This is a genomic window from Tannerella serpentiformis, from assembly GCF_003033925.1.
In the GTDB taxonomy this organism is placed as follows: Bacteria; Bacteroidota; Bacteroidia; order Bacteroidales; family Tannerellaceae; genus Tannerella; species Tannerella serpentiformis.
In genome coordinates, this window is record NZ_CP028365.1 from 575028 (window position 1) to 600071 (window position 25044).

Below are 25044 nucleotides of genomic sequence, written 5' to 3' on the forward strand. Positions count from 1 at the left end.
GCGAATCGCACTACACCCTATTCACCGATTCGCCCCCGCTACCCTAAGCATGCATTTACCTGTCGCAGAAATAATCGCACAAAACATTTGTCACAATCAAACACTACACGAGAATGAAATCATCCCTTACCCTTTTCCTCGGCCTTGCCCTCTGCCCGATGCTTCACGCGCAGGACGGCCACACCAAACGCGAGTACACCAACTTCCAGGACACCACCTTCCGACTCGACGAGGTATCCGTCACCGCCACGCGCCAGCGGCCGATGTCAATCACGAAGCTCGGTGTGCCCAATGCTTACCTGCCCGTATCGGGCTCCGTGATCCCCACCTCCATGCTCACAGACCGCGGCATCGTCAACCTGCAAGACGCCGTCAAGTTCCTGCCCGGCACCCGCATGCGCACTACTTATGGCGCCTACCAACAGTTCCAAGTGCGCGGCTTCGACCACACCCCGGTGATGATCGACGGTGTGCGTGACGAGCGCACCTCGATCAACAACTCCGCTCCGATGGGCGACTTAGCTTCCGTAGAGCGTATCGAGCTGCTCAAAGGCCCTGCCTCCGTGCTCTATGGCCACTCGACCGTCGGCGGCATCCTCAACATCATCCGTAAATCGCCTACCGCCCGCACGACGCTCAACACGCGCCTCACCTACGGCTCATGGAACGACCGCCGCGCCATGATCGACATAGGCGGACGACTCATCGGACCGTTCAACTACCGCGCCGTCCTCAACTGGCAAGACGTGGAGGGTTATCGCTACGCCAACGACCGCCGCTTCTCGGGCTACGCCGCCATCGGTGCCCGCTGGGAGAATCAGGAGCTGGACATCCGCGGCGGCTTCAACCGTGACAGTTATGGCACGGATATCGGTCTGCCGAAGCTCATGGCTAACGACATCTTCAACGCCGACGGCACGCCGTATCTCTCCAAGGGCGAGAGCCTGCCGGGACTCAATCCTCGCTGGCGCTACAATAATGAATCGGACTTCATGCTGCACCACGGCTCGAACGTATCGGTGAAGTACAACTACCGCTTCTCGCCCGCTTTCAAGCTCGAGAATCGATTGGCGTACACCTACGACAACATTGACTACTTCAGCACCGAGGAGCTCAGCTATCCCACCAGCGATGAGCCGATCTACAAGCATTACTATATGGCTGGCGGCAAGAAGAAGTTCATCGACCTCGACACCGTGCAGCTGACCTACCCGCTGCGATTCGCCTACACCGTGCACACCGTCAACGAGCAGCTCGAGGCTTCCGGTAGCGTCTCGCTCGGCCGCGGCATGAAGTACAATTACCTCGCGGGCTACAACTATGTCTATTTCTTCCGTGACACCTATCGCGGCTATGGCGGCGGTTACAAGCTCTCTGACCTGATCGAGGGCCCTGGGTTGAACTCTAAAGTGGCCGTCCGCAACCCGCACAGCATGGGTTACATGGAGCCTCATTTCAGCGGCGGAACGTCCACGCGTAACTATACGCATAGCGTCTACCTGCAAAACCTCTTGGAGCTCTCTGAGAAGTTCAAAGTGATGGTCTCCGGCCGCTTCGATCAGTTCATTTTCAAGACCGCCACGGCCAAGATCAACCGCCTCAAGACGCGCGAATACAGCGAACTGCCGGACTACGACCAGACGTCTACCTCGGCCTTCACCTACCGCATCGGCGCCGTCTACCTGCCTACGCCGGGCCTCTCCCTCTATGGCTCATTCGCCAACTTCTTCCAGCCCTACCGCAACATCGTGAATACGGCCACCACGGTCTACATCGGCGCCGACGGCAACCGCTTCTATCCGACCTCGGGCGAAGAAGCATTCAAAGCGCAGAAGGGGTATCAGGGTGAGATCGGTGCCCGTTACAACCTCACGTCTCGCCTCCAGGCCACGGCCAGCCTCTTCTACATCCGCCGCGAAAACGAGAACAAGACGCTCAACAGTCGCTACGTCGATCCCACGGACGGGAAGACGAAGAGCGTGGTCGCTCAGGTGGCCGGATCAGACTCTAAGGGCCTTGAGGTGGAAGTGGCTTACACGCCGACGGAAGGTCTTTCACTCCTGGCCGGCTACGGCTACACCGACGCCCGTATCCGCAAGTTCAGCTTCAGCCCCGAACGCCTGATCGAAGACGGGTTCATGGACAAGGGAACCAAAATGCAGGACGGCATGCGCCAGGCCGGTATCCCCATGAACACGTTCTACCTCGCAGCCGGCTACACCTTCACCCGCGGACCGCTCCAGGGCCTCGGCTTGAACGCCACGGCCAACTACATGGATAACGTCTACCGCGACCTGAACAAGACCCTCATCTACGGCGCCTATTGGGACACCGACCTCGGCATCGCTTATCGCCTGAAGAATGGTATTCGTCTGCAAGTGAACATCAACAACGTCCTCGACGACCGCACCTTTACGCAGTCGCTCGGCACACAGATCACGCCCCGCACACCGCGCAGCTACTTGTTTACGATCGGGTACAGTCTGTAATCTGTTCTTTTTATGCCTGGGGGCGGATCAGCAATGATTCGCCCCCTCTATTTTATCTCACCCTCTAAAGATTCAAACCTTCATCCGCTATGTTCACCCGCTTTATGTTCACCCTGCATCGTGTCACGGGCACGCTGCTGAGTCTACTCTTCGTCGCCTGGTTCGTCTCCGGGATTGTGATGATGTACCACGGCTTCCCACGCGTCACAGCCGACGATCGACTCGCCCGACTCGACCCCTTAGACACGGCCGATCTGCCTCCGGTCGAGTCCGTGCTTTGCCGAGTGCCCGACTCGCTCGGCCACATCGACGGACTTTCCGTCAGCCGTTATCTCGGGCAGACGGTCTTTGAGGTGCACGCTGGCGACGAGACACTCCGCCTCCCGGCCGACAGCACCCAGTCGCTGCCCACCATCGACGCAGCCTACCTCCGCCGCGTGGCCGCCGCGTGGTGCGACGCACCCATAGCCGCCGTCGACACCCTCCGCGACCTCGACCAGTGGATCCCCTTCGGCCGACTGCGCGAGGAGCTGCCCATCCTCCGCTTCCGCTTTGCCGACGCCGACCATACGCAGCTCTACGTCGCCTCACGCACCGGCGAAGTGCTCCAACGCACCACCCTCAAAGAGCGCATCTGGGCTTGGCTCGGGCCCATCCCGCATTGGGTCTACTTCACCCGCCTCAGGCAGGACGTCGACCTCTGGCGCCGCACCGTCATCTGGCTCTCCGGCATTGGTTGCATCATGGTCATCGCCGGCCTCTACGTCGGCATCTACACCACCGTCCAGGCGCGGCGCCGCCGACAGAAACGGTTCATCCCTTACAAAAAGCGGTGGTATTACTGGCACCACCTCACGGGGCTCGTCTTCGGCCTCTTCACCCTCACGTGGGCCTTCAGCGGCATGATGTCGCTGGCCGATCCGCCCGAATGGTTTATGCCGCAACATGCGCCCTCGGCCGCCCAAGACACGATCAAGGCCCTCGCGCCCAACCCCGCGTCGTACCCGATGGACTACCGCGAGGCCTTTACGACGGACTATACCTACTTCGAAGCGCCCATCACGCAGATCCGCTGGACGCACTTCTTCGGCCGCCCCGCTTATGAGGTGCGTCTACAAGACGAAAAAGAGGGACAGACCTTGGACGCCACTACGCTCCGTCCGCTGGCTCTCACCCGCGAGCAAGTGACCGAAGCCGTTCGGCGACTCCACGCTTCAGACGCCCAACTCAGCACGGAATCGATGGTAGACTATGACACCTATTACTTCGACCGCAAGGGGCGCCTCCCGCTGCCCGTCTACCGCATTCGCGTAGCCGACGCCGATCATACCACGTACTACATCAACCCCGCGAACGGCCAGCTGCGCGACTACAGCGACCACCGCCGCGCGGGCTTTTGGATGTACAAGGGGCTGCACAGTCTACGGTTCCCGTTCCTGATCGATCATCCCGCGCTGTGGACGGTCGTCATGTGGGTGTTACTGCTTGGCGGCACGGCCGTTTCGGTCAGCGGCTTTGTCCTCGGCCTGCGTTACATCGGCCGTCTCTTCCGCCGCAAGCGACGGGGAAAACGAAAAGCTGGAGACGTGTAGGCCGGGGTACACGTGGGGAACCGAATAATCGTACCCGGGTAGAGGCGTATTGCATACGGGCGTCTGCGGACGCCGGCGAATTTGGCCGGGTACCTGTGGGGCGAATGCAATTCGCCCCTACAACCGGATACAAAAAAGCCGGGTACATGTGAATCGAATCAACATGTACCCGGCCAATTTGGCAGGCGTCCCTGACGCCCCTATTCCTCCGGCAACGTGATGTCAGGGTTACCGTCGTCACCCGGTTTCTTCGGATCCTTCGGTTTCTCGTCCGGTTTCTTGGGCTGTTCGCCAGCGCCACCACCGGGCTTCTCCGGCTGCTTCGGTTCCTTCGGCTGATCGGGAGTCTTGGGGTCCTTGGGTTGCTTGGGGTCTTTCGGTTGCTTGGGCTCTTTAGGAGCGTTCGGATCCTTAGGCTTGCGACTGGCCAAGATCTGACGCTGGTTGCCCTTAATGTCGATCACAACCTTATTCATACGATCGACGAGCTGCTCAATCATCGCCTTGTCCTCGTCGGCCGTAGCGGTGAGGTAGGCTGACTGAATGTACTGGCAAACGACATCGTAGGCGGCGTCAGTCAGCGGACGCACCTGCTGAGCTGTCGGGAGTTTCTCGTCGGAGGTTTGGATACGGCGATCGGTGCGGAGCTTTTCGTACTCCTCATTGACGGTATGCAGTCGCGTCAGAACGTCGGTGAGGCCAACGGCTGCAATGTCCGCCGTCTTTGTCTTCATGTCGTCTTCCAAGCCGCGTATACCCACACTTTCCATTTCGAACGGGCGACTGCGGAGGTTGGTGTACGGTTTCAGTTTGGCCTCGAGGCGTAGCGCGGCTTCGCGGGTAGCTTCCGTGGGCGAGTACTTCAAACCGCTGACGACATGAAAGATGCCGTCCAGCAGGTTGTCGCGTTCGTTGTCCAGAGCCAGCATTTTGGCGGTACGCTCGGAAGCGGCCGATTGTTCGACGAGCTTCGTCTGCGCGCCGATCGTCGTGTCCCAAGCGTTCATCACTGTGACAGGGATTTTGAGCTTTGTCTGATCCACCGCCTTCACCAGTCCGTATTGCAGGTAGTGAAACTGGGTGTGGAGCGAGATGTTCAACATCTGTCTGTTGCCCCCTTCAAATTTCATGACCCGGGGCAAGGTCACTTCGAGTATTTTCATTTCTCTCAGGGTGTTTATTAACCATGCAAAGGTGCATGAAATGCCAGAAGATTCGATGCTCCCCCTGAATTGGAGCAAGATGTTTTTGAAGCAGAAAGGTCGTCCTCAAACACGAAATGGATCTCTGCTCCCGTGAAACGCCAAAATGAAACGCGAAACCGATCGCTGATTTCCAAAAACGCCTTCCCGCCGCGGGAAACCGATCAAAACTTCCGAAAAACGCCTTCCCGCGGCGGGAAATGGGGTAAATTCTCAGAAAAACGCCTTCCCGCGGCGGGAAATGGGAAAAATTCTCAGAAAAACGGTTTCCCGCGGCGGGAAAGCGATAAAATCTCCCGAAAAACGGTTTCGTGCGGCGGGAAGGCGGTAAAATTTGCTGGAGATCGGTTTCCCGCGGCGGGAAATGGGGCAAATTCTCCGAAAAACGCTTTCCGCCGCGCGAAGAGCATTTTCAAGAAGCCGCCGTCCCCGCCGCGGGAAGGTACAGGGTTGCGATTCCTTATCTATTTCTTTCGCGGGGTATAATGTCGATAGTGTAAGCTGTAATGGTTCATTTTCTTCTTTTCTGAAGGGTGATTGCGGCGACAAAAGTAACCGGAGATGTGAAATGTGAAAATCGTATGACTACACCTCCCTTATAGAGGTCAAAAAGGGGCGACCACTGAGGGCCGCCCCACACGTACGATTGCACCACCAGATTCACTTACCCGCTTATGCCTATTGCGATAATAGGGCTATGGGGTGGGGCGCGGAGGGTTAATCAGTTCTTCTTGTTTCCGGACAACACGTTCAAGACAAGTCCTACTGCAGTAGCGACCTCGATCACGACTTTGGCGATCTCGCCAACCGTCTTGACATGCTTCTTTGTGTTCTCAATTTTTTGTCCCATAAGAAATCTCGTTATTCAGTTAGTAGTATGAAGCTCCAAGTCATGCCACAAAAGCATGCCCCGTCGCTGTTTCCCTTTTATTCATTCCGTGACTATCATTGGAGGGCTTACTTCGACCGTACATCAAAATCGTCGTCGATAATGCCCTTGTTAGTAAGTCGAATGTCAACCGTACTAAAATTCCCAGCTTTCAAATTCTCTTCAGTAAGCCGCGTGATACTTGACCGTTGTCGCCGCTCTTCGCTCTTCTTCTGCATGAATGCCGAAGCCGCACCGATTCCCTTCGCGATGTTTGCGATGTCATCACCATGCTTATCTATAAAGTTGTGTGCGGACTTGAACCGCTCCTTGGTTGCGAACTTGCCCAGCATGAGGGCTGCTTTTATTAAATCCATGAGTGTAGATAATCTAAAGCCCCCCTTGTTACGAGGCTACGAGTTTGTAAACCAATCCACCCAGCAAGGCTATCAATAGCACAGCTATACCTCCCAGCAACCACAGTGTCCACTTGAAGAATTTCAGTATCCCTGCAAAGGCCGCATTGCTATCTTGAGCGAATCCTTGCATGACGCCCAATATGCTGCCTCCGGTAAACACCAAATCATCTACCCAGCCAAACACCGGCACGACGTCCGGCAATATGTCAACCGGACTGATCCCATATAAAACACCTAATACACCGATAATAATCGGCACAATCTTGTTACTGCTTTCTCCTGCCATAGTTCAATTAGTTGTTTGGGGAGTGCATACGAAAGATCTAACAACCTCATGGACATACTTCAGATGTCCCTTTACATTTCTAATTTCCTTTCTCATATAATACCTATCTATTAGTTGGTGCTTCATTGTACTCTTTTCTACAGCGCCGGCTCATGGTGGCCGCGATGGTGACCCTTGGGATGGTGTACGCAGGTGGAGGCCGTCAGGCGATCGATCGTGCGGGCTTCCGCGCCGCAGTATTTGCAGGTGTAGACCGTCTTCTCGGTCCCCTCATAGAGTTTGTGTTTCCCTCGGACGGGGCCGTCGGGGTGGCGCGCACACAGTCCTGCTCGCGTCAGCTCACTGACGCTCTTGAACGACTGGCCGCAGTAGGCACAATAACATTTTCCGTTACTCATATTTCGTGCTTGTTTGTTTCTCAGTTCTCCCTCCCCAACGGACACACCGACACGGCACGCATCCCCGGCAAAAGGGTGCGCGAACATGGCTGCGGACGGCAACAAGCATCCGCAGACAAGTAGGAGTCCGTAAATAATGGGCTTAACTGTTAAATAGGGGGGGGGTATTTTTAACAACCAGATCGCCAAACGCCTGCATAGGCGCTTGTTCGTGCAGCTCGTCGGAGGAGTGCGGTATGTCGAGGCTTGAAATAGTCATTCGGTTCTGTGTGGATCGGATGGTTGTCGTTTTTCTTCTTGCGGCCGCAAATATAGGTGGGGGGATCTAACGGCTAAAATCAAAAGCTAAAAAAACTGCCGCAACGACTTTCGTCGCTACGGCAGCAAAAAAATTATGTACAAAGTGCCTCCTCAGAGAGAGGAGGAAGTATCATTCGAATCGAATGCGATTGTCGGTGATCTTCGAGTCCTCCACCAACTTTTGAAGGGCGAAATAGCCCACGCGCGGTGCGGTGTTGGCCTCAATCTCCCGCATTTGCGCCTTCTCGTTGTAGGGCGTGGCGTCCTTCGTGCGGTTGTAGACTTGGAAGACGTAAACGCCGTTGTATCCCGCTACGGGTCCAGAGAGTGTGTTCGGCTTTGCATAGGCCACGTAGGCGTTCAGGATCGGTTCGAGTCCGATACCGTTGATGCGTGCCGTGTTCATCGTAATGAACTTCACGGTGTCAATGCGTGAGTTCATGGCCGAAGCGTAGGCCTGAAGCGAGGTCAGGTTCTTGGCCTTCAGTGCTGCGGCTACGTCCTCGCTCTTCTTGCGCATGGCCAGTTCACGACGGATCAGCGGGGCCACGGTCTCAAACGATTGATAACCCTCTTTCAACACATCGCGCAGGATAGCCACGACGTAGGTCGTCTTGTAATCGCTCGTGCCTGGGATGCGCGACTTGCACTCCTTGATGTCGGACACCTTGCCTTTCGACTTGTTCTCAAAGGCCCAGCGCACTACCTGGCGGGCATCTTGGATCATGCCCAGCTGATGGTCTTCACCCGTTACGGTCACGTCTGGCGTCAACTCATAGCCATTCTCTTTAGCGGCAGCAGCGATCTGATCAGCCGTTTTATTCTTCGCCACAAAAGCGTTGAGGTCGTTGAAGACCTTGCTGTAAGTCTTGTTGGTCGGGCGCACATCCATGTAGACGACGGCTACCTTATACTTCGATACGGCGGCGGTACGCTCCGTCACCTTCAGCAGGTGATAGCCATTGTTGGTCTTGACCAGCGTCGGCTGGTTGATAGGGGCGCTGAAGACTTCACGGTCGAAGTCCTTGCCAAGGTTGGCTTGGGTAAGAGAGGCCTCGGTAAGCCAACCCAGATCGCCACCATTCTCGGCCGATCCGAAGGAGGAGTACTTCTTGGCCAGCTCGGCAAAGTCGGCGCCGCCCTTGAGCAGCGTCATGAGGCTGTCGGCCAGTCGGGTTAGGTCAGCGGTAATCGATCCGCTGGGGGCAGCCAGGAAGATGTCGCTGATTTTGGCGGAGTCCGGTGCAGACTTGCGACCGAGGAGCTTGTAGAGGCGATAGCTGTCATCCTTGAAGATCGGGCCTTCCATAGTGCCCACTTCAGCATTCTGAACGAAGCGTTTGAGGTCTTCGTCTCGCATATCGTTTTCGGAGATATAGAAGTCCATGTATGGCGTGCGGGAATATTTCGAGATCACATTCTCCACGCTGCTGCTACTGTCCGTAGCGGCAAGCTGCGCACGGGCCTCCTGCATGTCTTTATTGATGGCGTCGTAATCTTCCTTGCTCGGGCGAACCTCGACGGCCAGGTAATCGATCACGCGCGAATCTTTCTGCTTGAACTGCTCCTTGCGCTCGTTGTAGAGCTTGCGAATGGCCGACTCGTCCACCTGCACCGTAGAATCAGGTATCGAAGCCAGCGACTGCACGGCGTAAACAATGTCCGAGCTTACCACCGATCCTTCGTAAGCATCCTTGGCGTCGATGGGGTTGGCTACGATTGCTTTCGTTAAGAGGTTCATGTATTTCTCTTGCATGCGTTGCAGCTTCATGTTCTTCTCCCAGAAGAGCCAGAAGTTGCGCATCTGCTGCATTTCTTCGCGCTGCTCTTCGGGCACAGCGTCGATGTTCTCTAAGGCCTTCAACACACCCAGTGCACGTGCCTTGCTGAATCGCCGCGTCTGTGGATCCAAAAACAGCGGATTCTGCTGCACAATCGGGGGGATGTTGTCACCTTGAATCATGTCGAAGAGCTCGTCTGACGTCACGTCAATACCGATCTTATCCGCCACGTCTTTCATCACAATCTCACTCACGATCGAGTTATATACGCTCTGGCGGAGGTCCAGCGTCTGCTCTTCATTCAGGCTTTGGAGGCCGTACTGCAGCTTGGTGACTTCCGTCATTTCCTCGATGCGTTTTTGATATTCTTGATAGTCGACGGAGGTACCGTTGACGGTAACCACCTGGTTTTTTGATTGACGGAAATAGGTCGAACCCGAGTTCAGAAAGTCCTCGATGATGAACCCTAACAGGGCCAGACCGACGATAGTAACCAACAGCGGTGCGTGCCCTCTAATCTTCTCTAATGTAGCCATCTTTACTTCTGCAAATATGAATTGTCTTTTGATTTAGCGCGCGCAAAGGAGGTGCAAAAATTGGTATACGGCAAATTTGACGCGCTTTTTAGGTGGTGTTTGTGGGTTGTTTCGGGGGGATAAATACGTTCGTCTTATGTCGGCGGAAGTGGTGGCGCGACACCCATCGAATCGGACGAGGAGCGCTCATCAAAAGGGATCTCTGCTGCCGAATTAAAGATTCTGTATTGTGTCAACGCCTGATTCGATTCAAAGCCCTGCCCCGTGTTGACAAACTCGCCCTTCGTGATACGAATGAATTGGTCGGAGTAGATTTTCTCCGTGTTCTGATCCCAATAGAGGACGCTCGTTTCGAACTGTTCGCCTTGTAAGCTGCGGACACGCACGTTGCCAATTAGCTTCCAGAGCTTGCGCCGCTGATAGAAATAGGCCGTGTCGGCATCCACGCTGGCTTCGACGCGAAAGAGCGAGTCGAACTTTTCCAGATGCAGCTTTTTAGGGAAGTACCAATACGGTTCCGATGCCTCACCGAACATGTACCATTCATGCGTCTCCACCTTGTAGCGCGTGACCCCGGAGTCAGAGACGAGCGTGACCACGTCCACCGCCTTCATCGTGTAGGTGCTGTCGGGGTTGAAGCCAATTTCTACCTCCTCTTTCTTTTCGCGACTACACGAGACGATCGAGCAAAAAAGAAGCATAGCAACCGCTACAGAAGCGATTGCTATGCTGGGATTGTTTCTCTTGTGAATCATCACCTCTTCGATGGAGGGGGGGAAGAGGTTGGAGTTAGCGTATCGTAGTATGCTCACCGATCCAGCCACCGACGGTGAATCCAGCGCCCTTATTCAGATCGGGGTGCATGAAGATCTCTTCCGTCGAGGGGAAATACGAGCTGTAACGTCCGATCAGTGCATTAGCCTCAGAGGCCACCGAGGGGTCTACCGAGCGTGCCTTCTGGAGCTTGTCCACAGCGGCGTAGTAGACACATTTACGCTTCACAGGATCGTCCGGATAGATACCGCCAGCCGTGGCTGCGTACGCATTGCCGATCAGGATATACGCCTTGCCATTGTTTGGATTGAACTCCAGCGCCTTGTAGCAGTAGGTGCGCATTTTCGGATACGCACGCTGCTGAGAAGCCAGTACGGCCAGCGTATAGTAGACGTTCTCCTTCATCTCTTTGTCCTTAGCCATGTCGGCGGCCTCCAAGAGGTAACGCTCGGCGCTGGCGTAGTCACGCTTCTTGATAGCCTGATTACCCATGCCGAAAGCAATCTCTGCCGTCTTCTCCTTCTGGTAAGCGTACTCAGAGGCTTTGAAGTAGGCCTCGATCTCCTGGCATCCAGCACGGCGGAGCAGCGTGAGGGTCTCCTTCAGGAAGTCCAGATTGTCCTTGTTGGCCTCGATCTGATCGGCGTAGATGCTCTGGAGCGTCTGACAGTCGGCGGCACCACTACCCGAGAATCCTTTCTCGATACCGGCCTTCATGGCCATCAGGTTGTCCAGCTGCTTTTGGTTGTTAGCCTCCTGAGCAGCCTTGATTTGGGTGTCGAAGATGGATGAGCAGCGGAGGAAGTCCTGCACGAATTTGGCTTTGTGTCCGGCCTCGTCCTTCTCCATCATCTTATGCGAAAGGAACATGTACTCCGATACGGCCAACTCGTCCGTCTTCTCCTTGTACTCGTCCAGCACCTGAGTCAGCCAACCGTAGGCGGCAGCGATGTCGGCCTTATCGCCCTTGAGACGGAGATAATCCTCCACCTTACGCGCCAAGATCCAGTCCTTACCATATTTCTGATCGCCACCGAAGTATTTCACACGCTTGTCATAGACGGCCATCAGCTCATCGATGAGCGCAGCCTGCTTCGTCGGGTCTTTCTCCTGCGCAATCTTCCAATTCATGATGCGGACACCATAGAGATAGATGTCCTTCGTAGCAGCTGGGCATTCGTCGTAGGCGATCTTCCAATACGGATAGGCGTCCTGGAAGTTGTTCACCTTGGCATAAGGGATAAACAGGCTGATATTCGTCAGACACCGAATGCTGTCTTCTCCGGAACCGAATTGCGTCCCGTTGTCCACACCTTTTTGTGCATTTGCACTCATTACCGTCGCCAGGAACAGGGCGACACTCAAGAATCCTTTGATGTTCATATCCTCATTGTCTTTTTGTATTCACTAATCCGAAACAAGTCTCTCTCTGTTTTCTCTTTCAATCTATCTTGCGTTTGAAGAACCAATACTCATTAAACGTATAACTTACCGTCAACCGGAGGTACTGCTCATCGATCAGGCCCTTGCGTTCTGGCGCCACCTTGATGTACTCCAGCGAGGCGTTGATGAACGACCGATTGTCGAGCATCGGCAGGCCTACACCCAGCGTCACTCCGTACTCCTTATACCCACCGTTGCCATTCACCTTGACGTATGAATTGCCGTAGTGCAGACCGGCACGATAGCGAATGCGTTGCAGGTAGGCGCGGGTGAAGGCGTTGGGGATGTATTCGCCACCGAGGCCGACGCGGATCTGATCGTTGAAGTCGCCTTCGCGGTTGTAGAACTGCGCCTTCGACCATTGCCTGTAGGAGACGTCAGCCGCCAGCACCATCCGATTGTCTCTTGTGAAGGACAGCCCCACGCCGTACATATCCGGAAGGTCGAAGCCTGCGTTGCGCATCGTGTCGCCCTCGACGACGGTGGAGAAGTCTTCGCGGAAGCTGGTCTCGTTGCTCACCGTAGTGCCGAGGCGGAGCTTGGGCGAATAGACCGCGCCGAGGGTAAGTCGATCGGTCTTCGAGAGGGGATGCGTGTATTGCAGGCCGAAGTCGTACTTGACGTTGTGTACCCGGATCTTATTCCGCCAGTAAAACGTGTTCGTCAAGTTCGTCACGCTGCTGTGGGTGATCGTCCCGAACATGTAACTGATGTTGGCGCCTATGGATAATCTCTCTTTCCACGGCGCGAATGACAGGCCCCCGTAGATTTCGTTTAATCCCCCCGTGCCGCTGAATCGATCCGTATAGCGGGTGTCGCCCTGGCTGGGCGCGGTATAGTTGTAACCGACGGACGAGAAAGGCAGGAGGCCGATACTAACGGCCAGGCGACGATGGAGTGGGAACTGCATAGCAGCGTAATTGAAGCCGCCATTGAGGTCGCGCTGCCGATGGGTGCCATCGTTGAACCAGGACATTTGCGCCGATATGCCGCCGTCGAAAAGGAAGGTCAGCGAGTCCATGCCGGTGTACGACGCGGGGTTCATCGGATTGATTTGGCGTGCGGAGCGGAGGCCGTATCCGATGCCGCCCATCGCTCGCCCGGCCGCAAAGGAGCGGTCGGCCTGCATGCCATATCCGAAACGTGTATAAGGGGAGTTTGTGCTGTTTTGTGCCATCATCGGCAGGGCGCCACAAAGGAGGATGCCAAGGAGGAGGGAGAGGACTGACCTACTTGTCTTCATTATATTCAATAATTCGATTTAATCCGAGCCACACTAAATTTTCAGAGGCAAAGGTGCGGCATTTGAGCCTTCTATCAAAATAGGGGGCATGTCCGCCGGTGAGGAAGACAGCCGCATGAGGGTGCTTGGCGTGCATGGTCTCGATGTAGCCATTCATCTCGTAGACAATGCCGCGGACGACGCCCGAGAGGATCGCCTCTTCGGTGGTGACGCCCAGATCGGGCACCTCGTCGCGCTCGCTGATGAGGGGTAGGCGACGGGTGTAATCGTGCAGGGCACGGAAGCGGGTGGTGAGGCCGGGCGAGATGTTTCCGCCCACGAAATGGCCCGGCGGGAGGACGACGTCGTACGTGATGGCCGTACCCGCATCGATGATCAACAGCGGCACCTCTGGGCGGAGCGTCCAGGCCCCAACGGCAGCGGCGATGCGGTCGCGGCCGAGGGTCTCGGGCGTACGATAGCCGAGGGTGATGGGTAGGCGGATCGTCGGGTCGTCATTGAGGGAGAGGAAGCGGCAGAGGCGCCGGCGGAGCAACGGGAGCCAGGCGGGATCGGGCGTGGCGACGGAGGCGATGATGCCGCGCTCGGGGCGGTATCGATCGATGAGTGCAGCGAGCTCCTCCGACGTCAGGCGGGAGCAGGCGGCGGTGTAGACGGCCTCTCCGCGGTCGACGAGGACAATTTTCGTGGCCGTGTTGCCTTGATCCAATATGAGATTCATCTAAAAACGAGTTACGAGCGAATGGTTACGAGTTACAAGAGCTAAGTGACCGTAGATTGGGGGTCGAAAGCGGCGGCAAAGAAAGAGAAAAGCGAAAGCGAACATCCGACGGTGATCACGATGAGGCTGTCTGACGTTGTAAAGCCGCTCACGGGATAAAAATTCAGATCTTCGTGCACGCACATCAATCTTTGATGAATTATCTATACTGAAAAATGCACACACATATAGGATGTTATATTCGTTTGAAATTCATCCTGCACACACGAAATAGCAAATAACTATATGCTAAATAATTCGTGTATACCTATCGCAACACAAAAATAGATTATAGATTTCACTCCAAGCATGTACAGTTAAGAATGATCATATCTATATATTCATCCATACCATAGAATAGAATATCATCTATATGCAGTTCATACTGCATGGATTTTAATTACTATACAATATGATTAAACTATACACGCATGGAAGTGAACATAGATATCATATTCATATAATATACATGCGCGCACAGAAATAATCAAATCATTTTTTCTTATCTCCGTGACATCATGAAGTAGAGAACTCTATCTGATCTATTTTATAGGACATCCATATAATCATAGAGATAAGTAAATACAGATTCATGTTCGCGCACGAAGCGAATAAGATCATTTTAGACTTATCTTTGTGGCATCAAACAGAGATAAAACGAAAGGATGAGAACCTATTGCGAGGTCACACGACAGCGAAAATATTTCAGCGAAAGCTCCTCCAACGATCATCGACCCAAACGATTTTTGGTGGAACCTTTCTGCAAACGGAACTTACACCATTAATTATATGAAGGAGATCGATTATCCCGACATGAGGCGTGCGAACAACGGGGCGCATGGCATGTTCATGCAATCAGTCAGCGAGCGGCTGGAGAAGGAATCGGAGGTGATGAAAAACGCCGTGATGCAACGGGCGGCTATGGCGCTGAAGGCAGCTATGGAAGAGGAATCACTCTATCTGGGACGGTCACGCAAAAGCCTACTGACGGACGAAATCAAGACTGCGGACAAGGAGCGAGATGGCCTACTAACGGGCCTCCGTGCCACGGTGCGCGGACTTCGGCGTCTGCCCGATCCTGAGAAGGCCAAGGCTGCTCAAGAATTGGAGGTGATGCTGAGCGGCAACCGGGTAAAACGCAGCATGCAGCTGGATCGCGAAACAGGCATGATCACGAAGCTCACGGAGGAGCTGGAAACGACGTATGCCTCGCAAGTGTCACTACTTAGCATAGGCCTGTTCGTGAGTGGGCTCAAAGCGGCCAACGAGCGGGTGAAAGGCCTAATCGACGAACGATCAAATGGCGAGGTGGAGCGTAAACCGGCGGCTATGCAGCAGGCGCGGCTGCGGACCGATGCGGCCTTTAGGCAGGTGGCCCGGGTGGCCAACGCCATGGCTGTGCTGGAGGACGAAGCGGTGGTGGCGCCGTTCATCAACTTCGTGAACGAGCTGGTGCGGCGCTATCGGCAGCAGGTCTTCCCCAAACGGAAAAAGAAGGCGGAAAGCACAAAGACGGAAAACGCATGACAAAGCGAACCTACAACAGCATCGATGTGGCCAAATTGGTCAGCGCCTTTTTCGTGGCCGCCATCCACGCCAATCCCTTCAGCGGCCTCAGCTCCACGATTGCCATCAGCCTGTTTGCCCGCATGGCGGTGCCCTTTTTCTTCATGGTGAGCGCCTTTTTCTTCTTCCGGGCGGGGTGCGACGGGGAGAAGCTCGTCGCCTATCTGAAGCGCTTAGGGCGCCTGTATCTGATCTGGTTCATCGTCGGACTGCCGGTCATCATCAAGCGCTCATTCCTCGATCATGAGGGTGGATTCGGAGCGGATCTGCTCGTCCTGATTCGCAACTTTTTTCTGGGCAGCACCTTCCGCGGCTCCTGGTTCGTCATGGCGCTGATGATAGCCATCCCGTTGGTGTACGCCATCAGCAAACGGCTATCCACGCGGTGGGCCATCGGCATCGGGGCGCTCTGCTACCTGCCCGTGACGTTGCTCTCGAACTACCACAACTATCTGCCAGCGGGCGTCCAGCAATTCCACGACTGGACGGTGGCCACTTTCGGCCCGATACAATTCACCTTTTTGGCTGCCATCGTGTTTTGCAGCATCGGCAAATACCTCTCGGAAAAGCAAGACGCCATCGAGCGGATACCACGTTGGGCGACTGACACGGCTTTACTGCTAAGCATGGCCGGTGCGGCCCTCGAGGTGCTCTCTCACACGGCTTTTTCGGACGACACCTACTTCATGTTAGTGCCCGTGACGACCCTGCTTCTGGTGTTCGTTTTGCGTCATGAGGTGCATTGGAAGGTGAACTACGCCTTCATCCGCAATCAAAGTACAGTGACCTACTTCGCTCACTTCACCTTCATCAACTTCCTGGACGACATCATCGGCCTTGAGATGCACACGTGGCTGTTCTACGTTTTGGTCGTGGCGCCGTGCTTCTTCCTGACCATCTTCATGCGATGGATCGCGGAGAAGAAGTACTTCGGCTGGGTGAAGTACAGTTTCTAACCGTGTAGACGCCTCCCCTCCGGCACGCTTTTGCAAAGGTTTAGCCCCCCGGCTTACTTTTGCCGCGCTCTTAGGAACAACAGTAAAAACCACACGATGCAGGATTATATCAACAAGAGCTTCTTCGCGCTACTGGTCTTCACGCTCATCTTCGGCGTGATGTTTTACGACATGATCGACCGGCTGGGCTTTAGTTACGTCGACGAGATCTGCGCGCTGCTCATCTTCGGCCTTTTCGGCTACCACACGTCGCAGTCGCGCACGTGGGCCTTCAACCGAGGCTTCCTTTTCGTGATCGGCGTCTTCGTCTTCTACTTCATTTATTCCCTCCTCATCGGCAGCAACTCGGTGCAGGGTATCGCCATGGATTTCCTGATTCAGATCAAGCCCTACATCGCCTTCTTCTGCATCTATTCGCTCAGGACGAAGCTGACGGAGAACCAAAAGAGCATCCTGCGCAACTTGGTGGTACTCTTCACGCTTTACATGATTCCCATCGGGCTGGCCGAAGCCGTCTACGGAGGGCACATCATTCAAGCCTTCTTCGGCCACGAATCGCGTCTGGCCACATCGGCCACCATCCTGGCCATGATCTACCTTTATTGCAGCGACTTCACGTCGAAGGACAAGTTCGTCTACGTCTGCATTCTGGCCGTGGGGCTCTTCTCCGGGCGCTCGAAGCTGTTCGGCTTCTTGGCCCTATCCACCCTGATGCTGATCTACATGAACCGCTCGTTCCGCATGCGGTTCGACCTGCGCAACACCTTCTTCCTGCTCATGGCACTGGCGGCGACGGCCTATGTGGCTAAGGATAAGATCGAGCTTTACTTCATCACGGGAGGCTTCGGCGGTGGACGGTCGGAGGAGGATCTCTACGCCCGCATGGCGCTCTACTACTTCTCGATCCCGATTTTCCTGCAATACATCCCCTTCGGTTCCGGCTTCGCCTCGTACGGCACCTACGCCTCGGGCGTCTACTATTCCAAGCTCTACAATCGCTTCGGCATGGACCATTTATATGGCCTGACGGAATCGAATCCCAACTTCGTAGCCGACACGTATTACCCGGTGCTGGCCCAGTTCGGGTTCGTCGGTGTGGCGCTCTTTTTCTCCTTCTGGATCTACCTAACCTCGCGGGCCATGAAGGCCTATCGGGTGGGGATGAAAAAGGAGTCGATACTCGTCTTGCTGATCGTCTTCTTTTTCGCGATCGAAAGCACGTCCGACGCCACCATCACGCACAACCGCGGACTGTTTATTATGATGCTGCTCGGACTGCTCATGTCCGACATCCGTAGCGGGATGCAAGTCGCCACGGGCCCGAATCGTTACCCCGAAAGAAATCGCTTGAACGAATGAAAGTGCTCTTGATCGACGTGTACCATTACAACCGCGGCGGCGCCGAGACGGTCTGCTTCAATACCGGACAGCTATTGCAAGCACACGGCCACGAGGTGGTCTATTTCTGCCTCAAATGGAAGCGCAACCTCCCCTCCCCCTTCGAACACTACTTCCCCGAATCGAAAGAGACGCGCCGCGGGGTATTTCGCCAGGCCAAGAACCTCGTCAATTACTTCTACCACTTTGAGGCGGCCCGTAAGATGGACCAACTGCTCCGCGACGAGCAGCCAGACATCGCTCACATCCACCTTATCTGGGGACAGATCACGGAGTCCATCCTGCCCGTCCTGCGTCGCCACGGTGTGCCTGTCGTGCTGACGGCGCACGACTTCCGGGTGGTCTGCCCCGCCTACGTCTTTCGTGACGGCCGCGGACAGATCTGCGAGCGTTGCCAGGGGCGATCCTTCTACCACTGCTTCCTGCACAAATGCGCGAAAAACAACTGGGTAATGAGCGGCGTAATGGCCACCGAACAGTATTTCCGCAACGCCTTTTTCAACCCCTCGAAGCTGATCGACGGCTTTATCTATGTCAGCCATTTCACGAAGAAGAAGCACGAAACCTACATGCCCGCCCTGCGCCAAAAACCCAACATGGTACTCTATAACAGTGCGCCGGAGATCGCCGCGGAGCCATATAAGAAGCAAGGCGAACCGTATTTCCTATTCATGGGTCGGCTATCGGGCGAGAAGGGCATCCGCACCTTGGTGGAGGCCATGAACGGTCTGCCGTCATGTAGACTGAAGGTGGCCGGCACGGGTCCGCAGGAGGCCGAGTTGAAGCGTTACGCAGCGGAGCACGGGCTGAGCAACGTAGACTTTTGCGGCTACCAAACGGGCGAGCCACTGGCCACATTGGTACGGAATGCGCGCTTCATCGTCGTGCCGTCGGAGTGCTACGAGAACAATCCGATGAGCATCATCGAGGCCTACGCCATCGGTACGCCTGTCGTCGGTGCCAACATCGGCGGCATCCCTGAGATCGTACCCGAGGGCGTCACCGGCTTCCGCTTCGAGAGTCGCAACACCGACGATCTGCGTGCCAAACTGACCGCCGCCGCAAGCCTCTCGAGCGATGCCTATGCCGCTATGCAACGCGCCGCACTCGACTTCGCCCGCGAACATTTCAACACGGAGAACTACTACCCGCGGCTCATCGCGTTCTACCGACAGTGCATGAAAGCCCCATCGACAGCCCGCCCATGAGACCGATCGACATCCACGAATGCCACCGCTTGCTGCTCGACATGGCCGCCATCCTCGACCGTGTCTGCCGAGAGAACGCCATCCCTTACTACATGCTCGGCGGCACCATGCTCGGCGCTGTCCGTCACGGCGGATTTATCCCCTGGGACGACGACATGGATTTCGGTATCCCCCGCGACCACTTCGACCGCCTCACCCACCTGCTCACCGACGCCCTACGCGGCACACCCTACCGACTGCACACCTACCACAACTCGCCCAACAAGATCAACTATCTGAAGATGGTCGACACCCGCACCTGCATCCGCGGCGCATGGGAGACGACCGACACGGGCGTCAACATCGACCTCTTCCCGCTCGATCGCGGCCCACGTGTGGAGCTCCTCACGCGCCCTTTCGCCACCTACATCCACCTCCTGCTCTTCGTCAAGGATTACAAGCAACTCGACGCCTCGCCCCGACGCGGCCTGAAGCGCCTCATTGCCGACACGCTGAAGCGCCTGCCCTTCCGCACGGACACACTGATCGCGCATATCGACCGCTGCATCCTGCGCCACAGTCGGTCGGGGGCATCACGGTGCATCAACTATTTCGGCCATTGGCGGGCGCGCGAGATCTTCTCCGCCGACGTCTTCGGCGCGCCGGTGGACTACGCCTTCGAGGACATGACACTGAGTGGCGTCACCCATCCCGACGCCTACCTCGCCCAGCTCTACGGCGACTATATGCAGCTGCCTCCGCCCGAAAAACGCCTGGCGCACACGGACACGATCTTCTGGGCGTCTGCGGACGCCAGCGAAGTTGCCTCACGTGCACCCTCGGCTTAGCTCTTAGCTCTTCATTTTTAGATGTACCCTCTACCTTTACCGCGAAAATCAGAGCCATAGATCAGTGATAGAGAGGAGAAGGCAACCCATGCAACGGGATTTACGCATCTGTTTATACATCATTCTGTGTGTCTGCTGCGCGGGCGGCGTGCAGGCGGGCGGCCGGCGTGACGCGCTCCGGAGGCTGGACGACGTGATCCGACGACGGGCCGCTTTTCAGGCCGATAAGGAACGTGCGATCGACAGCCTGCGACGCCGTCTCTACAGGGCCCACACGGACGCCGCGCGGTTCGATCTCTACAGCCGACTCTATGAGGCTTACGTGGCCTATCAAACGGACTCCGCCCTGAAGCTGATCCATGAGAAGGAACGCCTGCTGCCCCGACTCACCGAACCCCGATTCCGTATCGACGCCCGACTCAACCGTGCCGGCGCACTCACCATCGCGGGCATGTATAAGGAAGCGCTGGAGGTGCTCCAAGAAACGACTCGCAGCGACATCCCGCCCGACCTCCTCCAGGCCTACTTCCACCACTTCCGCACCCTCTACGGACACATGGCAGGCTATGCCCTGACCCCCGACGAACGCCGCGAATACCTCCTCCGCGCCGACCGTTACCGCGACTCGCTCCTCTCCGTCATCCCCCCCGCGGACGTCAACCATCGCATCATCCGCGCCGACCAGCTCATTGCCCGCGGCCGACCGGCCGAAGCCGTCCGTCTGCTCCAGCCCGTGGCCGACACCTGCAGCCAGTCCGCCGTCATGCGCTTCTTGGCCTATACCCTGGCCGACGCTTACGGCCGACTGGGCGACCGCGAGCGGCAAAAGCGTTACCTGGCCCTATCGGCCGAGGCTGACCTCCGACTCTCTGTCCGCGAATACATCTCGCTGCGCCAACTGGCCTTCCTGCTCTACGAGGACGGCGACATTGACCGCGCCTACGACTACATGAAGTGCGCCCTCGAGGACGCCGGCGCCTGCAACGCCCGGGCACGCATCGTGGAGGCTGCCGAGATCTACCCCGTCATCGATCGCGCCTACCGTATCCGTAGCGACCGCAAGCAGCGCACCATCGTCGGACTGCTCTTGGGCAGCGTCCTTCTAGCCGCCAGCCTCGTCCTCAGCCTCCTGCATGTCTACCGACAAATGCAGCGCCTCCGCCAGGCCCGCCGCGCCCTCTCCGACGCCAACGCCCGTCTGCAAACCGCCAACGACGCCCTCTCCGACGTCAACCGCACCCTCCTTGAGGCCAACGCCATCAAAGAGGAATACATCGCCCAGTACATCAACCGCTGCTCCGTCTATATCGACAAGCTCGACCACTACCGCCGCCGACTGATGAAGCTCGCCCAGAGTGGCCGCACGGACGAACTGCTGCGCACGGTCCGCTCCACGGAGCTTATCGCCGACGAGCGCCGCGAGTTCTACGCCGAGTTCGACCGCACCTTCCTCGGCCTCTTCCCCCATTTCGTGGAGGAGTTCAACGCCCTGCTCCACCCCGCCGACCGCATCACGCCCAAAGCAGGCGAACGGCTCACGACCGAGCTGCGCATCTTCGCCCTCATCCGCCTCGGCATCACCGACAGCGCCCGCATAGCCGAATTCCTCGGCTACTCCGTGACCACCATCTACAACTACCGCAGCAAGACCCGTGGCAAGTCCACCCTCGACCGCGACGCCTTCGAATCCGCCGTCATGCGCATCGGCTGAGGCAATGACCCATAGGCCATTCTAAAAGGGAGAGATGCCGGCTGCGGAGACAACTGAATCTTTCCAGATCTCCCCGCGGGGTGGAGGCTTCGGGGGATTACAAATGCTTTTTGAGGTCCATTTCGGGTTGTTTTGACGAAAGTGACCCGGGGCGAGGTCCATTTCGGGCTGCTTTGGCGAAAGTGACCCGAGGCGAGGTCCATTTCGGGCTACTTTGGCGAAAGTGACCCGGGGCGAGGTCCATTTCGGGCTGCTTTGGCGAAAGTGACCCGGGGCGAGGTCCATTTCGGGTTGCTTTGGCGAAAGTGATCCGGGGCGAGGTCCATTTCGGGCAGCTTTGGCGAAAGTGATCCGAGGCGAGGTCCATTTCGGGTTGCTTTGACGAAAGTAACCCGGGGCGAGGTCCATTTCAGGCCGCTTTGGCGAAAGTGACCCGGGGCGAGGTCCATTTCGGACAGCTTTGGCGAAAGCGATCCGGAGCACAACGGAAACAGAGGTTCCCACTACGCAGCATAGCATTACACCACATAAACACGAACTAAAAAGTATACGCCCTACAGGTATCAGGTCCATTTCGCCGGCATCCGAAGATGCCCCAGCGCGCCTCGGATAATCGCCGATCATTAAACCTGAAGGAAAGCACCTATTTTTGGCGTCGCAAACAGAAAATAATAATAGAACCAGAAGTAACATGGCAAATGTGGTTAATATCAAACGGGGGCTCAACATCCAGCTGAAAGGCAAAGCCCCCCTGTCGGAACTGGAAAGGCACCAGTCCGAGGATTACGCCGTTGAGCCGGGCTGTTTCGCTGGCATTGTGCCCAAGGTCTTGGTCAAAGTCGGCGATAAAGTCAAGGTCGGTACGCCGCTGATGTGGGACAAGGTCCACCCGGAGATCCGCCTCGTAGCGCCCGTCAGCGGCGAAGTGACCGCCGTCCATCGCGGCGAGAAACGCAAGGTGCTCAGCGTCGTAGTCCGACCCGATGGCAGCTCAGACAGCGAGCCCTTCGACGCCCCCAAGAGTCCCGCCACGGCGGAACCGGAGGCCATCCGCACCCTCCTCCTCCAAACGGGCATATGGCCCTACATCAAGCAACGCCCGTACGATCGCGTGGCAGACCCGACGGTGACACCGCGCGACATTTTCGTGTCCGCACTCGACACCGCCCCCCTGGCGCCCGACTTTGACTACGTCGTCAACGGTCAGGAGGACACCCTCCAGGCTGGCCTCGCGGCCCTCGCCCGACTCACCCCGGGGCGCGTCTACCTCGGCGTCCGCCGCGGATCGCCGCTGCGCAACATGCAGGGCGTGGAGGTCGTCGAGCTTGAAGGCCCCCACCCGGCCGGCAACGTGGGCGTGATCATCAACCACGTCAAGCCCGTCAACAAGGGCGAGACGGTCTGGACCCTCCGCGCCGCCGACGTGCTCTTTATCGGCCGACTCTTCACCGCAGGCCGCATCGACTTCACCCGCACCGTAGCCCTCGTAGGCTCCGAGATGACGGAGCGCGGCTACGTCAAGGCCATCGCCGGATGCCGCATCAACAGCCTCATCGAAGAGCGGACGAAGCCTAACCTCGCGGCCCTTCGCATCATCAGCGGCAACGTCCTGACGGGTCACAAGGTCGACCCCGCCACCGGTTGGCTCGGCGCCTACGACACGCAAATCACAGCCATCCCCGAGGGCAACGACGTCAACGAGTTCCTCGGCTGGGGCATGCCCGGCCTCGGGAAATACAGCATGTCGCACAGCTACTTCTCCTGGCTCATGGGCTCCAAAAAGGAATATACCCTCGACGCCCGCATCAAGGGCGGCCGCCGCGCTATGATCATGTCCGGCGAATACGACCGCGTCTTCCCGATGGATATCTACCCCGAATACCTCCTCAAAGCCATCATCGCCTACGACATCGATAAGATGGAAGCCCTCGGCATCTACGAAGTGGCGCCAGAGGACTTCGCCCTTTGTGAGTTCGTAGACACCTCCAAGATCGAGATCCAACGGATCGTGCGTGGTGGCCTCGACCTACTCTACAAAGAGATGAATTGATCAACCACCATTAATCGGAAAATAGAAAGTGAAAGCATTAAGGAATTACCTCAATAAGATCAAGCCGACCTTCGAGGAGGGTGGCCGCCTGTCGATGTTTCGCTCCGTATTCGAGGGGTTCGAAACGTTCCTGTTCGTCCCCAGCGACACGTCGCAATCGGGCGTACACATCCACGACAGCATCGACTCCAAGCGCACGATGACGGTCGTCGTCATCGCCCTCATCCCAGCGCTGCTGTTCGGCATGTACAACGTGGGCTATCAGCACAACCTGGCCATCGGCGCCGAACAGCTCTTCTGGCCTGCGTTCCTCTTCGGCTTCCTGGCCGTGCTGCCCAAGATCATCGTCTCGTACGTCGTCGGGCTCGGCATCGAGTTCGCGGTGGCGCAATGGAAGAAAGAAGAGATACAGGAAGGCTTCCTCGTCTCGGGTATGCTGATCCCTATGATCGTGCCCGTGGATACGCCCCTGTGGATGATTGCCCTGGCCACGGCCTTCGCCGTCGTCTTCGCCAAGGAAGTGTTTGGCGGCACGGGCTACAACATTTTTAATGTCGCCCTCGTCACCCGCGCCTTCCTCTTCTTCGCCTACCCCGCCGCCATGTCGGGCGACAAGATCTTCGTCCGCACCGCCGACACGTTCGGCTTAGGCACCGGTAGCGTCGTCGACGGTTTCTCAGGCGCCACACCGCTGGGCATCGCCTCCACAGCCACATCGGGCACAGGCTATCCGGCCTTCTCAATGGATATGATCACCGGTCTCATCCCCGGCTCCATCGGCGAGACGAGCGTCATCGCCATCGCCATCGGCGCCGTGCTGCTGCTCTGGACGGGCATAGCCAGCTGGAAAACGATGCTGTCCGTCTTCGTGGGCGGCGCACTCACGGCCTGCATGTTCAACGCCATCGGTATGGAGAACAACGCCATGGCCAACATGCCGTGGTACGAGCACCTCGTGCTGGGCGGCTTCTGCTTCGGCGCCGTCTTCATGGCCACCGACCCGGTGACCTCAGCCCGCACCGAACGCGGCAAGTGGATCTACGGCTTCCTCATCGGCTTCTTGGCCATCTGCATCCGTGTCCTCAACCCGGGCTATCCCGAAGGCATGATGCTGGCCATATTGATGATGAACATCTTCGCTCCGCTGATCGACTATTACGTGGTCGACGCCAACATCAAACGTCGGGCTGCCCGACTCAAACAAACCGCTAACTAATCATGGGGAGACGGATAACAT

The 25044-nt window shown here is 56.8% G+C and carries 21 protein-coding genes; 11 read left to right on the forward strand and 10 right to left on the reverse strand.

The genetic code is table 11. The annotated features are described in order from the left end of the window. The first annotated feature begins 113 nt into the window (after positions 1-113). On the forward strand, positions 114-2489 hold the full coding sequence (locus C7123_RS02320) for a TonB-dependent receptor (protein WP_069175660.1): 2376 nt from the start codon (positions 114-116) through the stop codon (positions 2487-2489). Between the two features lie 89 nt (positions 2490-2578). Next, on the forward strand, positions 2579-4081 hold the full coding sequence (locus tag C7123_RS02325; RefSeq protein WP_069175661.1) for a PepSY domain-containing protein: 1503 nt from the start codon (positions 2579-2581) through the stop codon (positions 4079-4081). A gap of 200 nt (positions 4082-4281) precedes the next feature. Here C7123_RS02325 and C7123_RS02330 read toward each other — a convergent pair whose 3' ends face one another. Continuing rightward, positions 4282-5244 carry a DUF6261 family protein gene (locus C7123_RS02330; protein WP_069175662.1) on the reverse strand — a complete coding sequence of 321 codons (963 nt, stop codon included), beginning with the start codon at positions 5242-5244 and terminating at the stop codon, positions 4282-4284. A 132-nt stretch (positions 5245-5376) separates the two neighbouring features. On the opposite strand from C7123_RS02330, the gene C7123_RS12815 reads away from it, so the two are divergent. After that, positions 5377-5769, forward strand: coding sequence for a hypothetical protein (locus tag C7123_RS12815; protein ID WP_159049805.1), 393 nt, complete (start codon positions 5377-5379; stop codon positions 5767-5769). A gap of 235 nt (positions 5770-6004) precedes the next feature. Here C7123_RS12815 and C7123_RS13440 read toward each other — a convergent pair whose 3' ends face one another. The 9 genes from C7123_RS13440 to C7123_RS02370 form a co-directional block, all read right to left on the reverse strand. After that, the gene (locus tag C7123_RS13440) at positions 6005-6133 is read right to left on the reverse strand and encodes a hypothetical protein (protein ID WP_262509626.1); all 129 of its coding nucleotides are present in this window, start codon (positions 6131-6133) and stop codon (positions 6005-6007) included. A 107-nt stretch (positions 6134-6240) separates the two neighbouring features. Continuing rightward, the gene (locus tag C7123_RS02335; protein WP_069175663.1) at positions 6241-6528 is read right to left on the reverse strand and encodes a hypothetical protein; all 288 of its coding nucleotides are present in this window, start codon (positions 6526-6528) and stop codon (positions 6241-6243) included. A 28-nt stretch (positions 6529-6556) separates the two neighbouring features. Next, entirely contained in the window at positions 6557-6856 is a 300-nt protein-coding gene (locus C7123_RS02340) for a YkvA family protein (RefSeq protein WP_069175664.1), read from the reverse strand. A gap of 137 nt (positions 6857-6993) precedes the next feature. Continuing rightward, the gene (locus C7123_RS02345) at positions 6994-7254 is read right to left on the reverse strand and encodes a hypothetical protein (RefSeq protein ID WP_083206931.1); all 261 of its coding nucleotides are present in this window, start codon (positions 7252-7254) and stop codon (positions 6994-6996) included. Between the two features lie 430 nt (positions 7255-7684). Further along, positions 7685-9871, reverse strand: a complete 2187-nt coding sequence (locus C7123_RS02350; protein ID WP_069175666.1) for a peptidylprolyl isomerase — start codon at positions 9869-9871, stop codon at positions 7685-7687. A 134-nt stretch (positions 9872-10005) separates the two neighbouring features. Next, positions 10006-10626 (reverse strand): LPS export ABC transporter periplasmic protein LptC, encoded by a 621-nt coding sequence (gene lptC, locus C7123_RS02355; RefSeq protein ID WP_037983234.1) that lies wholly within the window; start codon positions 10624-10626, stop codon positions 10006-10008. 34 nt (positions 10627-10660) lie between these two features. Then, positions 10661-12028 carry a tetratricopeptide repeat protein gene (locus C7123_RS02360; RefSeq protein ID WP_037985956.1) on the reverse strand — a complete coding sequence of 456 codons (1368 nt, stop codon included), beginning with the start codon at positions 12026-12028 and terminating at the stop codon, positions 10661-10663. Positions 12029-12086: 58 nt separating this feature from the next. Next, complete coding sequence (locus C7123_RS02365; RefSeq protein ID WP_083206932.1) at positions 12087-13331, reverse strand: OmpP1/FadL family transporter; 1245 nt, start codon at positions 13329-13331, stop codon at positions 12087-12089. After that, complete coding sequence (locus tag C7123_RS02370) at positions 13318-14052, reverse strand: type III pantothenate kinase (RefSeq protein WP_083206933.1); 735 nt, start codon at positions 14050-14052, stop codon at positions 13318-13320. The genes C7123_RS02365 and C7123_RS02370 overlap by 14 nt, the downstream gene beginning before the upstream one ends. A gap of 828 nt (positions 14053-14880) precedes the next feature. On the opposite strand from C7123_RS02370, the gene C7123_RS02375 reads away from it, so the two are divergent. The 8 genes from C7123_RS02375 to C7123_RS02410 all read left to right on the forward strand — a co-directional run bounded on the left by C7123_RS02375 (position 14881) and on the right by C7123_RS02410 (position 25023). Then, complete coding sequence (locus tag C7123_RS02375) at positions 14881-15618, forward strand: DUF6261 family protein (protein WP_069175667.1); 738 nt, start codon at positions 14881-14883, stop codon at positions 15616-15618. After that, a complete protein-coding gene (locus C7123_RS02380) occupies positions 15615-16613 on the forward strand; it encodes an acyltransferase family protein (RefSeq protein ID WP_069175668.1) in 999 nt (332 codons plus the stop codon). Before C7123_RS02375 ends, C7123_RS02380 begins: the two co-directional genes overlap by 4 nt. A 96-nt stretch (positions 16614-16709) precedes the next feature. After that, positions 16710-17972, forward strand: coding sequence for a hypothetical protein (locus tag C7123_RS02385; protein WP_069175669.1), 1263 nt, complete (start codon positions 16710-16712; stop codon positions 17970-17972). Then, positions 17969-19219 carry a glycosyltransferase family 4 protein gene (locus tag C7123_RS02390; RefSeq protein ID WP_069175670.1) on the forward strand — a complete coding sequence of 417 codons (1251 nt, stop codon included), beginning with the start codon at positions 17969-17971 and terminating at the stop codon, positions 19217-19219. Before C7123_RS02385 ends, C7123_RS02390 begins: the two co-directional genes overlap by 4 nt. Beyond that, positions 19216-20046: a LicD family protein gene (locus C7123_RS02395; protein ID WP_069175671.1), complete on the forward strand. Its 831-nt coding sequence runs from the start codon at positions 19216-19218 to the stop codon at positions 20044-20046. The genes C7123_RS02390 and C7123_RS02395 overlap by 4 nt, the downstream gene beginning before the upstream one ends. Positions 20047-20134: 88 nt before the next feature. Then, entirely contained in the window at positions 20135-21757 is a 1623-nt protein-coding gene (locus tag C7123_RS02400) for a DUF6377 domain-containing protein (protein WP_069175672.1), read from the forward strand. Positions 21758-22448: 691 nt separating this feature from the next. Continuing rightward, entirely contained in the window at positions 22449-23807 is a 1359-nt protein-coding gene (locus C7123_RS02405) for a Na(+)-translocating NADH-quinone reductase subunit A (protein WP_069175673.1), read from the forward strand. Positions 23808-23835: 28 nt separating this feature from the next. Next, the gene (locus tag C7123_RS02410; RefSeq protein ID WP_069175674.1) at positions 23836-25023 is read left to right on the forward strand and encodes an NADH:ubiquinone reductase (Na(+)-transporting) subunit B; all 1188 of its coding nucleotides are present in this window, start codon (positions 23836-23838) and stop codon (positions 25021-25023) included. Positions 25024-25044 lie beyond the last annotated feature (21 nt).

Excerpts from the sequence above, each read along its gene's own strand:
- C7123_RS02320 (WP_069175660.1), top strand. The coding sequence starts at position 114 with ATGAAATCATCCCTTACCCTTTTCCTCGGCCTTGCCCTCTGCCCGATG.
- C7123_RS02325 (WP_069175661.1), top strand. The coding sequence starts at position 2,579 with ATGTTCACCCGCTTTATGTTCACCCTGCATCGTGTCACGGGCACGCTG.
- C7123_RS02330 (WP_069175662.1), bottom strand. The coding sequence starts at position 5,244 with ATGAAAATACTCGAAGTGACCTTGCCCCGGGTCATGAAATTTGAAGGG.
- C7123_RS13440 (WP_262509626.1), bottom strand. The coding sequence starts at position 6,133 with ATGGGACAAAAAATTGAGAACACAAAGAAGCATGTCAAGACGGTTGGC.
- C7123_RS02335 (WP_069175663.1), bottom strand. The coding sequence starts at position 6,528 with ATGGATTTAATAAAAGCAGCCCTCATGCTGGGCAAGTTCGCAACCAAG.
- C7123_RS02340 (WP_069175664.1), bottom strand. The coding sequence starts at position 6,856 with ATGGCAGGAGAAAGCAGTAACAAGATTGTGCCGATTATTATCGGTGTA.
- C7123_RS02345 (WP_083206931.1), bottom strand. The coding sequence starts at position 7,254 with ATGAGTAACGGAAAATGTTATTGTGCCTACTGCGGCCAGTCGTTCAAG.
- C7123_RS02350 (WP_069175666.1), bottom strand. The coding sequence starts at position 9,871 with ATGGCTACATTAGAGAAGATTAGAGGGCACGCACCGCTGTTGGTTACT.
- lptC (WP_037983234.1), bottom strand. The coding sequence starts at position 10,626 with ATGATTCACAAGAGAAACAATCCCAGCATAGCAATCGCTTCTGTAGCG.
- C7123_RS02360 (WP_037985956.1), bottom strand. The coding sequence starts at position 12,028 with ATGAACATCAAAGGATTCTTGAGTGTCGCCCTGTTCCTGGCGACGGTA.
- C7123_RS02365 (WP_083206932.1), bottom strand. The coding sequence starts at position 13,331 with ATGAAGACAAGTAGGTCAGTCCTCTCCCTCCTCCTTGGCATCCTCCTT.
- C7123_RS02370 (WP_083206933.1), bottom strand. The coding sequence starts at position 14,052 with ATGAATCTCATATTGGATCAAGGCAACACGGCCACGAAAATTGTCCTC.
- C7123_RS02375 (WP_069175667.1), top strand. The coding sequence starts at position 14,881 with ATGAAGGAGATCGATTATCCCGACATGAGGCGTGCGAACAACGGGGCG.
- C7123_RS02380 (WP_069175668.1), top strand. The coding sequence starts at position 15,615 with ATGACAAAGCGAACCTACAACAGCATCGATGTGGCCAAATTGGTCAGC.
- C7123_RS02385 (WP_069175669.1), top strand. The coding sequence starts at position 16,710 with ATGCAGGATTATATCAACAAGAGCTTCTTCGCGCTACTGGTCTTCACG.
- C7123_RS02390 (WP_069175670.1), top strand. The coding sequence starts at position 17,969 with ATGAAAGTGCTCTTGATCGACGTGTACCATTACAACCGCGGCGGCGCC.
- C7123_RS02395 (WP_069175671.1), top strand. The coding sequence starts at position 19,216 with ATGAGACCGATCGACATCCACGAATGCCACCGCTTGCTGCTCGACATG.
- C7123_RS02400 (WP_069175672.1), top strand. The coding sequence starts at position 20,135 with ATGCAACGGGATTTACGCATCTGTTTATACATCATTCTGTGTGTCTGC.
- C7123_RS02405 (WP_069175673.1), top strand. The coding sequence starts at position 22,449 with ATGGCAAATGTGGTTAATATCAAACGGGGGCTCAACATCCAGCTGAAA.